This is a genomic window from Nocardia ninae NBRC 108245 (assembly GCF_007990755.1).
GTDB classification, from domain to species: Bacteria; Actinomycetota; Actinomycetes; order Mycobacteriales; family Mycobacteriaceae; genus Nocardia; species Nocardia ninae.
On the sequence record NZ_BJXA01000008.1, the window covers coordinates 130,038 to 145,184 of the forward strand.

Annotated in this window: 8 protein-coding genes; all 8 read left to right on the forward strand. The window is 68.1% G+C overall.

Annotation, left to right across the window (positions count from 1 at the left end; all coding sequences use genetic code 11):
• The first annotated feature begins 18 nt into the window (after positions 1–18).
• The 8 genes from NN4_RS08850 (at position 19) to NN4_RS08885 (ending at position 15,133) form a co-directional block, all read left to right on the forward strand.
• Positions 19–9,729, forward strand: a complete 9,711-nt coding sequence (locus tag NN4_RS08850) for a WXG100-like domain-containing protein (protein ID WP_147129442.1) — start codon at positions 19–21, stop codon at positions 9,727–9,729.
• Between the two features lie 138 nt (positions 9,730–9,867).
• A complete protein-coding gene (locus NN4_RS08855) occupies positions 9,868–10,833 on the forward strand; it encodes an alpha/beta hydrolase (RefSeq protein ID WP_147129443.1) in 966 nt (321 codons plus the stop codon).
• A gap of 103 nt (positions 10,834–10,936) precedes the next feature.
• Positions 10,937–11,428, forward strand: coding sequence for a DUF6301 family protein (locus tag NN4_RS08860; RefSeq protein ID WP_147129444.1), 492 nt, complete (start codon positions 10,937–10,939; stop codon positions 11,426–11,428).
• Complete coding sequence (locus NN4_RS08865; RefSeq protein ID WP_147129445.1) at positions 11,425–11,874, forward strand: TY-Chap domain-containing protein; 450 nt, start codon at positions 11,425–11,427, stop codon at positions 11,872–11,874. The genes NN4_RS08860 and NN4_RS08865 overlap by 4 nt, the downstream gene beginning before the upstream one ends.
• 156 nt (positions 11,875–12,030) lie before the next feature.
• Positions 12,031–13,668 (forward strand): hypothetical protein, encoded by a 1,638-nt coding sequence (locus tag NN4_RS08870; RefSeq protein WP_147129446.1) that lies wholly within the window; start codon positions 12,031–12,033, stop codon positions 13,666–13,668.
• Complete coding sequence (locus tag NN4_RS08875) at positions 13,665–14,075, forward strand: toxin-antitoxin system YwqK family antitoxin (RefSeq protein ID WP_147129447.1); 411 nt, start codon at positions 13,665–13,667, stop codon at positions 14,073–14,075. The genes NN4_RS08870 and NN4_RS08875 overlap by 4 nt, the downstream gene beginning before the upstream one ends.
• 181 nt (positions 14,076–14,256) lie before the next feature.
• A complete protein-coding gene (locus NN4_RS08880; protein ID WP_147129448.1) occupies positions 14,257–14,607 on the forward strand; it encodes a hypothetical protein in 351 nt (116 codons plus the stop codon).
• 16 nt (positions 14,608–14,623) lie between these two features.
• Positions 14,624–15,133, forward strand: a complete 510-nt coding sequence (locus NN4_RS08885; RefSeq protein WP_147129449.1) for a YbaB/EbfC family nucleoid-associated protein — start codon at positions 14,624–14,626, stop codon at positions 15,131–15,133.
• Positions 15,134–15,147: the final 14 nt, after the last annotated feature.

Below are 15,147 nucleotides of genomic sequence, written 5' to 3' on the forward strand. Positions count from 1 at the left end.
ACAGCGGGATAACCGAACATGATCGAACTACCTGGCTGGCTGGAATGGCTCGAGCCGATCGTCGGCATGGAGTGGCCGGAGGGCAACGAGGACCAGATGTGGGCGCTGGCCCAGGACTGGCACACCGCCGCCGACGAGCTGCGCGCCGTGCTCTTCGATATCGACGCGGCGAAGAGTGCGTCGTTGACCGCCTACCCGGTCGGCGAGGGCGTCGAAGAGATGATCAAGGGCTTCGACAGCATGCGGTCCGGCGACGGCTCGGACCAGGATCAGTCGGTGCAGAAGCTGGCCGAACTCTTCGACCAGATCGGTGAATCCGCGCACAGCGTCGGCACCGAGATCGAGTACGCGAAGCTGATGTACTGGAGTTCGCTCGGCCTGCTGGCCGCCGAACTCGCTGCCGCGTGGCTGTTTCCGCCGACCGCGCCTGCGGTGCAGGCGGCCGCGATCGGCATCACCAGGGTGGCGGTGCGGATCATCGGCCAGCGGGTGGTCGCCGCGATCATCCGGCACGTCGGCAAGCTCGTCGCGTCGAAGTTCGCGAAATTCATGCTGCGGCATGTGGCGATCGATACGGTGCTCGGCACGCTGCAGGAGCTCGGCGTCCAGCAGTGGCAGGTATCGCAGGGCAATCGCAAGGAGATCAACTGGGAGCAGGTCGCGGTCACCGCCGTCAGCTCGGCCGCGGGCGGTGCGGCGGCAGGTCCGTTCGGCGATTGGCTCGGCAACAAGCTGAGCGCGGAGATGAAGCCGTGGATGCGTGCCGCGATCACCGGACCCGCCGCCGGTTTGGCCGGTGCCGGAGCGGGTTTCGTTGCCGCGACCGCCACGCAGTTCGGGATCGACGCTGCCAAGAACGGGTGGGGTGATGCCTGGGACAACCTGAAGAACACTCAGGTCGATTGGCGGATGTTCACCGCAGGCGCCTCGAACGGTGCGATGTCGGCGGTGAACAAAGTTGGGGCACAGCATGCTTGGGGCAGCATGCGGCCGGAGATGTTCAGCCGGTCCAGTTTCGGTTCCCGGTTCGAAGATGTCTTCAATACGGCGGGCAGTGACGGTTCGAGTTCGAATGACGGCGCGCGCGTGGGGCTTCGGCCCGACGGTGCCGGGTTGCCTGCCGGTGCTGGGGATGGCAGCGGGCGGGGTACGTCAGGTGACGATGGCCGGGCTGGGGCCGGTAGCGACGGCCGGGGCGCCGGAGGTGGCGACGGCCGGGGATCGGCGGGCGACAATGGCCGCGGTGCGGCGGGTGACGACACGACCCGGCCCGCCGGAACTTCGGATGCCGACGGCAGAAGTACCGGGGGAGATGCTGGTGCGCGGCAGACTGGAGCGGACGCGGCCAACGGCCGGGACTCGGGCGAGGCCACCGGAGCAACCGACAGGTCGGGCGACGGCGGGGGATCGACCGATGAGGCCGTATCTAACAATGCCGCAGATCGGTCGAGCGGCAACACATCCCGGGGAGAAGACCGCGCCGCTGGGGATCAGACGTCGGACACTCGTTCCACCGGTGAATCTCAAACTCGGGCAGGCGACAGCAGTACGCGATCGATCTATGGCGCACCCGCGGGTGCCGATCACATTGCCGCACAGTCTGATTCGGCCGGTGCCGGAACCCAGCGGGCAGGAGCTGCGCCAGAGGCGGATGCCGTGCGCGGAGCAGGCTCCGATGGCCTGATCGACGCGGCATCTACCAACAACGACCCGGTTTCGGTGCACCACAATGTCGGTGACGGCTTGGCCGCCACCACACCGGCCCATACCGCACCCACCGCAAACCCGGGATCTACTCCCGCGCAGCCGACCACGGCGAATCCCGTCGGCGGCGAAAGCCGCAGCACCCCAGCATCTTCCACTACTCCGCGCACGGCATCGCCGGACGTGCGCGTGCAGACCGGTTCCGACACACCGCGGGTCGACCAACCGCGCACGCAAACGGGTATGGAACCGCGGGCTGGAGCCCCGGACAGCCGCGCTGCCGGCGAACCTCGCCCGGTGGGCGATCGACCCCGGGCCGGCGACCTCCGTGCGGACGGCACCGACTCCGGCACGGAGTCGAGCCGCACGGGTCTCGCAGATACAGCGGCGCACGGTACAGACCGCCAATCGGCGTTGCAGTCCGAGTCCACCGGTGCGCAGCCCCCGCGTATCCGAGCCGGGGTGGACGGTTCCGCGCCGGTACGGCAGACGGTCGACCCCGAGTCCGTGGTGCCCACCGATGGGCCGCAACCTCGCGATGCAGGCGATCCGTCCGCTGTCGACGCGATCGGCCTGCTGCCGCTGGCCGCACCAGCGGGCGCGGAGGCATCGCCACGATCGGATCGGACCGCGCACCCGGAGACCGTCGCCCGCACCGACGACCACAGTGCCGCCGCGCAACCTGATCCGGCGAACACCGACCATCCGCGCGACTGTGCGGTGCGCAGTCTCGAATTGATCCGCCGGATCACCGGCAGCCCGGTGATCGAACCGCCGACCGGGGAGGTCGGCCCGGACGGCGTGTCCCAGGACAAAATCGAGCAGGCAGCGCAGGCACCACTACGAGATGTCGCGGACCACAATGCGATTCGTGACGCGCTGATGTACGAGACAAGGCCGGACGGAAGTCTGATCCTCGACTCCGACGGCAACCCGATAGAGCGCCCCGACGGGGTGGCCGCGCTGGTCGTGGACGTGTACGGCAAGACCGACGAGCACAACGTCGGCGCGCACGCCTACGTGTTGGTCAAGGAGAACGGCGAGATCGTCGTGCACGATCCGGCATCCGGACTTCGGCACCCGTTCCCGCCGATCCTGCCGGGTTCGGACTATCCGGTGCAGCTCACGCGCACGATCCTGTTCGACGAGAACGGAATTCCGCAACAGCGCGATGATGCCGAGGTGCCGTCACGGGAACCGGCACTGCGCAACGTCGACGTCGGGCAACGGCCACCCGAGCCGGACGGTGAACCCGTCGAACCGGCCTCGGGCTCGAACGGCGGCGCGCGGAAGCCACCCATCGAACCGCCCGCTTCTCCCGGTGACCCCGGAGACGACTCGTCATCGAAGCCGAAGCACGACAACGACTCCGGCGGACCCCCCGTGCTGGAGCCGGACTCGGTGGTGCTGGCCGACGACGCCCATCCGCTCACCCTCGACATCAACGGTGAACCGGTGCCGCTGGCGCTGCATCCGGACGGCGAAGACCGTTGGCGCGCAGTACCCGCCGACGAGGGTGACTCGCCTGCTCAGCGAGAGGGCTCCGGCGAAGTCGAGAAGAAGTCACGAGTTCGCAACGCGTGGGAACGCTTTCGGGACCGGACCTATGTTCGCGGCTACCAGGGTGACAACCCCAAATACCCGTCGGGCTCTGGTGAGGACGGGCGCGGACAAACGGCGCTGCGTGATGGGGCCGTCGCCGCACCGGACCTTTTCGATCCGCCACCTCCGGCCCCGGCGCCGACCCCGCCGCCCAACCCAGACCTCCCGACCATGGGGCCCGCCCCCTCCCCGGAGGGCTCGGGCGGTGCGCCCAACGTCGCTCGCATCCTCAAAGAGGGCGCGACGATGTGGCTGAACCGGGAACACGTCCCCATTCTTGGTCAGCTGTCGGGACGCGTTCCCGACGCGGTGGGTGACTACGTAGTGCCGCGCACCGCCGACGGCGCGGAGTACCGGTTCTGGGTCAGCGACGCCGACCCTGAACTGGTTCGGCAGACCATCACCGATCTCTATGAAGTGCAACGGATCTCGGCAGAGGAAGCCAGAGGCGTCCTCGAAGACGCACTCTCCGTTGCCGATCCGGATCAGCGTCAGCGGATCGTCGACGATATGGAACGGCTGGGGCTGGTGTCCGAGGAGGAGGCCAGGGCACTCGAGCAGGAGCCGCCCCCGCAGCCGGAGCCGGTGGCCGAGCCGGATGGGCCGCCACCGGAGCACGAGTCGCTGTCCGAGCTGGCGGATCGGCTCGGCTTCGAGCTGCCCGACGAGGATCCGGCGACGGTCCGCAGGCTCATCGACGAGCAGGAGTACCGCACGCTGCGCGAGGCCGCGGCGATCGAAGGACTCGCGGACGCGTTCCGCCGCTACAACGAGGAACAGACTCGTCCGTACACCACAGAGGATGTGGCAGGCCGAGACTCGCGACCGGCACTGGGCGAGGGTGAGCAGCGGAATCGGCCACCCGGCGAACTCGAGGGGCCCGACGCGCGCAGGCGCGACGAGGACGACGACTTCTTCCTCGACGACGACGATTTCGACGAGTCCGACCAGCGTCCCGTCCGGCGTGGCCGGCCGGACCCGGCCGGTCAGCCCGTCCCGTACGCCGATGAAGTCAGCTTCTTCGACGAAAACCCGATGGGCCGGTTCCTCAAAGAGATCAATGCGGCCTTCAACGGTTCGCCCGGCGTGCAGAACTACACGCCGGTCGGCAACGGCGCGGACCCGCTGAAGGAGTGGGGTGATATTGGGCCGGAGGACGACGAACTCGGTCGGGACCAAGGACCGCGGGCGTTCTTCGAGCATGCGCTGCGCCGCGATCAGCTCCGGGACGAATTGTCTACCTGGGCACAGATGTTCGGGCTCGACCTGGACACGCTCAGCACGCAGCTCTTCGACCAGCTGCGAGCTGAGAACCAGGCACGCGCCGAGCGGGTCGCCGAATTCACCGATGCCGCCGAGTTCCGCCTGTATCCCACATCGGACGATCAGCCGCCCATCGGGCAGCCGTACGGCGACCAGGTCGTCCGCATCCCGGTCGGGGAGGGCGTGCCGGATCGGCTCGTCGTCATCGATGGGCCACAGGATCGCTCCGCCGCACTGGCCAGAGCGCTCGCCGAGCACCCGGACCTCGCGCAGGCGCTCAATCGCGGTGAAGTCCAAGTGGATTACCACTCCGCGCGCACGGACCGGTCCGGTCGGATCTACCTCGACCCGGTCGATACTCCCGACGTCTACCACCATCGGGAAACCATCGATGGCCGCGAGCTCGCGGTAACTCTGTTGCGCGACAGCGACGGTCAGTGGCGGCCCGTCGTGCTCGACCCGGCCGACGTACCGCTCAGCGAGCCCGTCGTCGGCGATGCTCCGGAAGCGCCGCCGCGACCCCGCGCCGAAATCCTCGGGGAGCTGGTGGATCTGGCGCAGACACTCGGGCTCGGCCCGGAGTCGCTGCACCCCGATCGGCTCGCGCAGACGATCGCGGATCTGAAGCTGGACAACGCCGTTCGGGCCGGGCAGATCGAGGCGCTCGCCGACTTCGCGCGCTCGATGAACGACATCGCGTCCTTCAACGACATCAGCGATGCGCGTAGCCAATTGGCCCTGCGCCTCGGCATCCCGGAGGCGGAGTTGACCCCGCAGCGTCTCGCGGAAGGGCTGACCGACAACGACTTCCGCAATGCGTTGCGGGCACAGCAGGTAGCCGACCTCGTCGCCTACGCCAAGCAACTCCGCGATCTCGACCCGGCCGCCTTCGTCGCCGCCCGCGACCAGCTGGCACAGCGGCTCGGCGTGGCGCCGTCCGAGCTGTTCCCGCCGAAGTACGCCAAGAACGAAGCGGGCCGGCTCGTGCACGGGCTGGACTCGAACAGCCTGGATCCGAAGAAGCTGCGCAAGCTGCTCGCCCGGATGGAACGCGACGGCAAGCAGGAGCTGCTGACCGACGCGCTCACCGAGTACACAGACGCGCTGATCAGGAGCGACCCGTACTCCGATGTGCCGCGCGGTGACCTGTCCGCTGATCCGCGGGTGACCGGTGAGCCGCCGGTGCACGACCCCGACGCGATCCACGCGTTGCGCGACATCATCCGCGACGCACTGAGTTCCGCAGATCCACTCGACTTCGGACAGACGCTCGCGGACCATCCGGGACAACCGGACGGCGACGGTGCATGGAATCGCGACAGCGACCCCGCGAGCAGCAGACCCGACCCCAACCGGGACTGGGCCCGGCTGGTCGGCGTCGATCTCGCCGGTGCCGATGACGCCACATTCCGCAAGGTGTACGAGGCGTACCGCGATGGAAAGATCGAGAAGCACGAGGGGCTGAGTCCCACCGAGCTGGCCGCGGAAATCGCGAAGATGCGCGACGAGGTGCTTCAGCGGGCGGCGCAGATCCGGGACCTCGCCGACCTGGCGGCGGAGTTCTACCGAGCACCCGAGTCCCTTGGGGCGAGCGAGCAGTCCGGCCGACCCGGTGACCGTCCTGCCACGCCGCCCCCGTCGGGCGGACCCAATGAGGATGGGCCCGCCCAGGCCTCGACTCCCAGCGATCCGCCGCCCCGTCGACCCGGGTCAGGCGGTGCCGCCGAACGATCGGGTAGCAATGGTCAGCCACTCGTGGGAACGCCCGGGGCGAAGACGGACGACGCAACGGATAATGCTGCACGACAGAAGAATTCGGAAAACAGACCCGGCGGCCCCACTCGTCCGGTCGAGACACTGCCGCCCACACCCGAGGGGCCGTCGACCGGCAAACCGGAAGGACGCGACGACCGACCCGGTTCGGACACGCAACCGGACGGGCCCTCGCGGATCGATGAAGCCTTGGCGCATGAAGTGGCCGCCCTCGATGAGTCGTATCGGCGTCACTCGGCGGAGGCCGACGCCGAGTTACAGCGGGTGCTGGACCATCTCGAGCAGGTCGGTCGCGATTTGGCAGGTCAGCCCGATGCGGGTGATGTTGTTCCGGAGTCGGACTCGGCTGACCCGCCGTCGCGGATCGATGCGGCGTTGGCGCGTGAGCTGGCGAAGGTGGACGAGGCCTACCGGCGTCATGCGGATGAAGCCGACGCCGAGCTGCGGCGGGTACTCGATCATCTCGAGCAGGTCGGGCGAGAGATATCCGGGCGCGCCGACGGGCATGATGTTGTGCCGGAGTCGGATTCGTCGGATCCGCGCTCACGGATCGATGAGGCATTAGCGCGTGAGGTAGCCGCCCTCGACGAGTCGTATCGGCGTCACTCGGCGGAGGCCGACGCCGAATTGCAGCGGGTGCTCGATCATCTGGAGCAAATCGGTCGCGAGCTGACCGGGCAGCTCGATACGCATAACGCGGGGCCCGAGCCTGATTCAGCCGACCCGCAGTCCCGGATCGATGCCGCACTGGCGCGTGAGCTGGCGAAGGTGGACGAGGCCTACCGCCGTCATGCCGACGCAGCCGATGTCGAACTGCGGCGAGTCCTGGACCACCTGGAACGGATCCGCAACGATCTCGCCGCCCAGGGCGAACACCAGCGCCTGATGGCGGATCTCGAGAACGCGCACCGCGAGATGTCCGCCAAATTCGACGAACTCGCGCGGCGCGACTCCCATGGCCCCGAGGAGGAACCACCCACAACCGCCGTCCCACCACAGGATCCGCCGTCGAACCCGCCGGGATCGGCAGGCCGCATCCCACCGGCGCATCCGGATCCCGCTGCGGGCGAGGACCCTTCGGCCACCGACTCCGAGCCGTCAGTTAGCCGCGAACCGGAGACCGACCCGGACGGGGCGACGCCCCGATTTCCGTCACAGCACCCGGATCCTGCTGCGGTCGGCGATCCGTCGGTCGACAACGCTGGCCCGTCAGCCAACCGTGAATCCGGGACAGATCCCGACCCCTCCCAGCGCACGCCAGGATCGGCAGACGAATCCGCTCCGAGACCCGAACCCGCCGAGGGCGGTCCACGGACGAATCGCGGAAACGCCGGTGAACCCCCGGAATCCGATACCGGCCAAGGAGATTCGCGCCGCATCCCACAGTTGCCCGGCCGAGCCCTGAGGTCGCACATCCCGCACCCGCCCAAGGACTACGAGTTCGAATTCCCCGAGCCGTTCAATTCGGCCCCGAAACCATGGCCCGTACCCGACCCACAACCACCAACTCCGCCCGAGCCTCCGCGGCCGCCCGAACCTCCACGTCCCCCGGTCCCTCCGCGTCCGCCCGTACTGCCCGAGCCTCCGCGACCGCCGGTACCGCCCGAGCCACCGCAACCGCCGGTGCCTCCGCGACCGCCGGTACCGCCCGAGCCACCGCAACCGCCGGTGCCTCCGCGCCCGCCGGTACCGCCCGAGCCACCGCAACCGCCGGTGCCTCCGCGCCCGCCGGTACCGCCCGAGCCACCGCAACCGCCGGTGCCTCCGCGCCCGCCGGTACCGCCCGAACCTCCGCGCCCGCCGTTGCCTCCGTGGCCGCCGCTGCCACCGAATTTGCCTGACCCACCGGACTTGCCGGTGCCACCAGATCTGCCGGTGCCACCGGGCCTGCCGGTGCCACCAGATCTGCCTATTCCACCGCAGTTGCCAGAGCTACCAGATTTGCCGTCACCTCCCGAGGTGCCCGCTCCGCCGGACCTGCCGTTGCCACCCGAGGTGCCGCGCCCACCGCTGCCCCCGTGGCCGCCGGAGCTGCCGGATTTGCCGGTGCCCCCGGGTCTGCCTGTCCCTCCGCCTGTGCCTGTGCCTGTGCTGCCGAACTTGCCGGACCTGCCGTCGCCTCCTCTGGTGCCCGCTCCGCCGGATTCGCCGTTGCCACCTGAAGTGCCGCGCCCACCGCTGCCCCCGTGGCTGCCGGTGCCACCGGATCTGCCTGCGCCACCGGATCTGCCGGTGCCGCCGAAGGTTCCGGTGCCGCCGAGTTTGCCTGTCTCGCCGGACCTGCCGCCGCCTCAGGTACCGGTGCCGCCGGATTTGCCGTCGCAGCCGGGTCCGCCTGTGCCGCCTCGGGTACCGGTCCCGCCGAATTTGCCGCAGCCGCCGCAAGTTCCCGTGCCGCCGGATTTGCCAGAGCCGTCGCAGATTCCGGCGCCGCCTGAGGTGCCGCGCCCGCCGCTGCCGCCGGGTTTGCCGTTGCCGTCTGAGCTGCCGGACGTGCCGTTTCTGCCGGGTTCGCCTGTGCCGCCACAGGTGCCTGGTCTACCGGTGCCGCCCCAGACTCCGGTGTCGCCTGAGCTGCCGCACCCACAGCAGCCGTCCGGCTCGCCGAACCCGCACGAGGTGCCGCGGCCAACGGAACCGCCTGCCGCTCCGCAGCTGCCGGCACGACCTGACGTGCCTGTGCCTGCTGAACTGCCCTACCTGCCACAGTCGCCGCAGGCGCCGGAGCAACCCGGGCCGCCTCAGGCGTGGGCACCGCCACCGACGACATCTCCGCACCCGTCGACTCCGTCCCCGGATCTACCCGCCCCTTCTGGGTCCGCGCCACCGTGGTCACCCGGGTCGTCGAATCCGACACCGGCCGAGCCGATTCCACCGGGATCGTCGCTGCCGCCAGTGCCGCCCTTCGCTCCGCTGCCGCCCACGAGCGGTGGACCGCAGGCGGGTGGCAACGGCGGCCGCAACGGCTATGGCCGGCGGTCGTACACCAGTGACAACCGCAGCGGCACAACGATTGTCGTGCGGCCTTACGTCGGCTACGGCGTGTTCGCCGAGTTCGATCCGGCAAGTGGTTCGCTGCGCGCGACCCCCGCCGATATGAGTCGCCTCGGCGGCGTCTACGGCGATCTGGGCGAAGTCTCGGTAGTGCTTTACCGCCACCACGGCAGACTGGCGCTGCGCATCGGTGACCGTGACATCGATCTGGACGACCCGGTCACCGTCGACTGGTACCCCGCAGATCAGCGCAACACCAGATTCGTGGTCAGCGTCGCGGGCGTCGTGGCCGCCACATCGACCTACCGGTCGCTACCCGCCGACATGGATCTCGGTTTGCTGGTCCGTGACGTCGTCGCCGATCCGACCCGCCGCGCCACCATCTTCGCGTGACTCGCAGGGGCACATGACGGCCGGAAGTAATCGCCCGTGATGTGCCACGACACAGCAGGTAGTACCTGCTTTTGTGCACTCTGCCGAGTTGCTGTAACCGCTATTGCCGGCAACCGCCGAGATTGCTTCAATCTATAGATGATCAAAGGTGATCCGGTGTCCATGGCCAGTCGTGGCGTGATCTTCGCGATGCAGTCCACGCTCCGCCCGCTGGGCGCCCGACTGCCCGCCAACCGGTACGGAGTCGCCGGCGCACGGCTCGGTCTGGCCGTCGCCTGCCGGATCTGGTTCGACCGCACACTGCCGACCACACCGGTCGATGTCCCTGGCCCGCGTGGTCGGACCATGGGTGAATGGGTCGGCGCGGCACCGGAACCGGGGCATTCGTTCATCTATTACCTGCACGGCAGCGGTTACGTCGGCTGTAGTCCCGCCACCCATCGGGGCCTGGTCTCCGAACTGGCACGACGACTGGATCGACCCGCGTTCAGCCTGCGCTACCGCCGTGCCCCGGAACACCGTTTCCCCGCCGCCCACGACGACGTGCTCAACGGCTACCTGTGGCTGCTCGAACAGGGCCACGCCGCCCGAGACATCGTGCTCATGGGTGATTCGGCGGGTGGCCACATGGCCCTCGGGTTATGCGTTCAACTACGCCGACTCGGCCTACCGCAACCCAGGGCAGTCGTCGGCTTCTCGGCACTGGTCGATCCGACCTGGTCATTGGCCGACGCCCGCCGCGCCGAGGTGAACGACGTTTTCATGTCCTTCGGCCTCGCCACCCGAATGACCGGGCTCTACACCGGCACAACCCATTTCGACGATCCGCGGCTGAACGTGGCCGCCCACGTCGGCCCCGACCTGCCGCCGATACTGCTCCAAGCGGGGGCCAGCGAAATGCTCAGCGCCGACGCCGAGCACTTCGGCACCGCGCAACGCGCCGCGGGCGGCCGCTGCGAGGTGCAGCTGTGGCCGGGCATGTTCCACGTGTTCCAGGTAGGACATCGGGTCATGCCGGAAGCCCGCGCCGCCCTGACCGCGGTCGAGCAGTTCGTCGCCGATATCGAAAAGGCGCAGCTCACTCGCGGTCCGCGCTCGGCGTAGCGGTCCGCCGACGTTCGACCGTCCCTGTTGAATATGCCTACCCGTTGTGGCACAGTCGGTCGCGCGGAAAGACGAGGTCCGACGGTACAACTAGGGTAATCGCATGACGGAATGGCGCGCACTGACCGACGAGGAGATCGTCGACCTGGCTACCAAGCTGCGTTCCCTGGAGTGGTCGTGGCGAATGGACGACGCTGCTCAGGTAGCGGATACGTTCGGCTGGGAAATAGCGGTGGCCGAACCGAAGTTCGTCATGTTCGATGCCATTTTCGGGTTCGACAGTGCGGGAATCATCGGCTGGGACGGCCGGGCGGACTACATCACCGTGGAGGTAACCGGTGGTGGGCGCGACGAATCTTCCGGACAGGCGCAGACCCGCGACGCTTTCGTCAGGATGAGCGCCACGCTGACCGGTGCGCTCGGCGAGCCGACCACGCGGAAGCCGGGTAAGTCCCCCGAGATCCGTTGGGCGGGAACAGAAACAACCTTGGTGCTGCAGAAACTCAAGTCGGCGGTCGAGTTGACACTGTTGACCAACGCCAAGCTCGCGCTGCGTGACCAGGCCGTCGAGCTCGAAGGTCAGGACACGGATTGAACGGGTGGGAAGAACTCGCAGACGGGCTGGCCGAGGAGCTGGCGGGCCTGCCCGCGGGCGCGGTGGTGATCATCGCCGAGGCCGCCCCGACCTCGGAGGTCGCGCGTTACGCGCAGTTCCGCCAATTCGACGACATACTCGCCGCGGAGCTCGGTGGCGACAGGTGGCTGGAGCCGGCCGTACAGGCGGGCGAAAAGGGTAATGAGCTGATCGCGAACGCGGGCTGGCAGCCGCCGGACTTCGACCACGTCGGAAATTGGTGGATCGAGTCGCCGTGGCCGCTGGCGTCGGCAGATTATCGGCGGCTGGCGTCGATGGTGGTAACCGGATTACGGGACGCGTACCGCATTTCAGAACCCTCGGCGTTGGCCTATCGCGCGTGGAATGAAAACGCAGGCAACAGCCCCATGGAACTGCCGTCGCTCGGGTTGTCCCGGACAAGCTGACGTCGGCCCACCCCGGCTGAACTCACCGAGGCTGCGCCCGCCCGCGCGATGTTCGTCGCTCGCCGCGCCGCTCGCTGTGCCAGGATGATTTCGAGCGGCTTGCCCAGCGGGGTCGGCTGGTGTTCGGTGTGCCAGATTTGAGGAGAGATCCGCGACGTGACCAGATCAGACGACGAGGCTTCGCAGGACCAGCCCCGCGCCGAACCGGCTACGACGCAGGAGCACCCCGGCTCGTCTTCGCCCGACGAAACGACGTCCGAGCAACTGGCATTCATGCGCCGATTCCTGGTGTCCGAGGACGCGGACTCGATCGAGGAAGCGGAGGTCGACCCCGAGGGTGAGCTTCCCGACGTGGGTTTCACTCTCGCCGGTGCCGCGCCGCCGACCGAGGATGTCGCGGAACGAGCGAGCGCGATCAGCCATCAGGTGGCCCGCGAACTCGGCGCGGCAGGCCCGGAGGGCTGGACCAGGCTGGAGGCGGTCTTCGCGATGGCGGTGGGCGCCGAGGTGGCGCTGGTCGTCTTCACCGATGAGCAGGACCGCGTCGCGCGCGCCTTTCCGCCGGAGGAGGTGCTCGCACTGATCCGGGAGCACCGGCACCTTTCAGCCCAGCTGAGCGACGGACCCTGGTGGCGTTACCTGCTCACCCTGACCAACACCGGCCAGGTCGAGGTCGACTACGACTATGGCGACGAGCCCTTCCCGGACGAGCAGCTGTTTCCGCCGGAGATCTACCGCGCGGACCTCGAGGTGTATCCCCGTGCGACCCTGCCGATTTGGCTCGGCGCCTACCTCACGCACGGTGACCGCCAGTCCCGCACGCCGCAGCAGGCCGCGGTGCAGGCCAGGGCGGATCGGGACGTCGGCAGGCGCGGCGTGTTGTCGCAGGACGACTTCCCCGCCTTTCCGTTGTTGGCCGCGCGGTGGGCGGTGATCGCCGCCGCGTTCGTCGCCGCCGGATCGGAACTCGGACCGCGGGTGCTGCCGTCGATGAGCTGGTTCGAGGGGCTCAAGCGCAGCGGCTCCACCCTGTACTCGCTGCCCGGCGGGCGAGCCGTGCTCTCGGGCGGGGTGTGGAACGCCCCCGCGCTGGACCGGGTCTACAACCAAGGGGAGCCGATGCCGCGGCTGTACGCCGGTGCGCCGGAGTGGGTCGCCAACCCGGTCCTCAACGCGCGCGTGGCGGGTGGACTGCTGTCGTTCTGCTACTGGTGGGAGGGCGGCAAGTGGTATCGCGGTGAGTCACCGATCGCGGACGAACTGAGCGATGCGGTACCGGGCATGTGGAGCTCGGAGACGGTCGTCGATATTGTCTGCGGCGTGCTGGGCGAGCAGGTGACGCAGCGGCAGCGTGCGGCTGCCGCGACGTTGGTGTCGGCCGCGGAGATCGGGGTCGCCACCCGCGCCACGCTGGTGGATGTTTTCGGCGCCGACGGTGAATTCGACGTCGACGGCGCCTTCTTCCAGCTCACCATGGCCGGCGTGACATTGACGCTGCCGGAACCGATGCCGCAGGAGGACGCGCTGGCCCGGGTCCGTCAATTCATTGTCGACAGCGGCACGGACACCTCGCGCTACCCACTGGAGGACCTGCGCGCGGATCGGATCAGCGTGGGCTGGATGGTGTACGTGCCGACCCAGCCCGGCGAGATCGCGATCGGCCGAGCGATCTTCTACATCGCTGACGACGGTGTGCTCGAGCAGTCTTCCTCATCGGTGGCGCCGTCCATCTATATCGCCGAGTTCGAGCAACGATTCCAACAGCGGCACAGCGCGGTGGAGGCAACGCGATGACCGGCAGTGAACCGATCGACGTCGACGATCCGGACGCGGATATGTCCAATGAATACAGCCAGATGTTCTATCGGGGCGAACGGTATACCGGTGAGGCGGTAGAACGGGGCACCGACGGGACGATCATCGGCTTGTGGACATTTGTCGACGGCTTCGAAGAGGGGCCTAGTAAGAGCTGGTATCCCGATGGCGCTCCGAAACATACGGGAATGGTCGCTAGAAATAGGCCCGTCGGCGAGTGGCGTGAATGGTACCCCGATGGACGTTTGCAAGAGGTCAGTGTGTTCGACGGACCCGGCAAGCTGGTCTCCAGGAAGAAGTGGGATGAAAACGGGGTGCTGATCGATGAGATCCCGCGGACCGGCCAACCGGACGCCGCGGGTGGTGCCGGTGAACAAGGTGTCTGACCAGGTATGCCCCTAGTTTCTGGGGCGCGGTGGTTCACCTGTTCGGAGTGGTCGGCGAGTGTTGTTGGTGTTACGGTTGTTTGACCGATCGCCGGTTCGCGCATGAACAACGCATGAACCGGCGAGTGGATCGTGAACGAGGGCTTCGTGGCCCCGGTCGGTAGTGAGGAAGGGGTTCGCGATGACGGAAAAATTCGAGGTCGATCCCGCCGCATTCCGTAAAGCCGCAGGTAAGACCCGGCATGTCGGCGATCGTGTCGCCGGGGTGTGGTCGAATCTGGAGACCACGATCGCCGGTCGTGGGCAACCATGGGGCAACGACAAGCTGGGCAAGCAGTTCAGCGACGGCGCCGACGGGCAACCCGGCTACACCGCCTCGAAGAAGAACATGCACGACTTCGCCATCGGCGAGAACGGCAGCGAGGGGATGTCCGGTGTCTTCAGTGGCTTGGCCGACTCCCAAGCGAAGGTCGCCGACGACATCCAGACTCTCTTGGAAGAACGTAACCGCCAGGGCTTCGAATACCGATGAGTGAAGGTCGATCGCTGTGACGCATGATTTTTCGCGGGGAGACGTCGCGGGGCTCATGGACGAAGTGCAGTCGCAGCTTCGGACGATCGCGCAAGTGCAGCGCCAGCGCATGGCCCTGGTCGGCAAGGCCTCGGAGCGCGGTGGCCGGGTCACGGTGTCGGTGAACGCCGACGGTGTCCTCATCGACCTCAAATTCGGGCGCGGCGTAGAAGATCTGGAATACCCGGATCTGGCGCGCGCGATCCTCAAGGCCGCGCAGGATGCCACCGCCGATGTGATGCGTCAGGCCGAAGAGTTGATGGCGCCGATCCAGCAGGACCGCGCGCGGTTGCCGAAACTGTCCGACCTGGTCGAAGGCATGCCGGATGTCAGTTCGCTGATGCCCACGGCAGAGCGCGCACCGCAGTCCAAACCCGACGCGCCGGATCGCGTCGCGGCCGAAGACACGGGGATGACCTTCGAGAACGTGGAACCCATCGAGCGGGCCAAGCCGACGAAGCCGGGGGTCACCGATTCCGGTTGGTGATCGGTTGGTGACCA

Excerpts from the sequence above, each read along its gene's own strand:
- NN4_RS08850 (WP_147129442.1), top strand. The coding sequence starts at position 19 with ATGATCGAACTACCTGGCTGGCTGGAATGGCTCGAGCCGATCGTCGGC.
- NN4_RS08855 (WP_147129443.1), top strand. The coding sequence starts at position 9,868 with ATGATCAAAGGTGATCCGGTGTCCATGGCCAGTCGTGGCGTGATCTTC.
- NN4_RS08860 (WP_147129444.1), top strand. The coding sequence starts at position 10,937 with ATGACGGAATGGCGCGCACTGACCGACGAGGAGATCGTCGACCTGGCT.
- NN4_RS08875 (WP_147129447.1), top strand. The coding sequence starts at position 13,665 with ATGACCGGCAGTGAACCGATCGACGTCGACGATCCGGACGCGGATATG.
- NN4_RS08880 (WP_147129448.1), top strand. The coding sequence starts at position 14,257 with ATGACGGAAAAATTCGAGGTCGATCCCGCCGCATTCCGTAAAGCCGCA.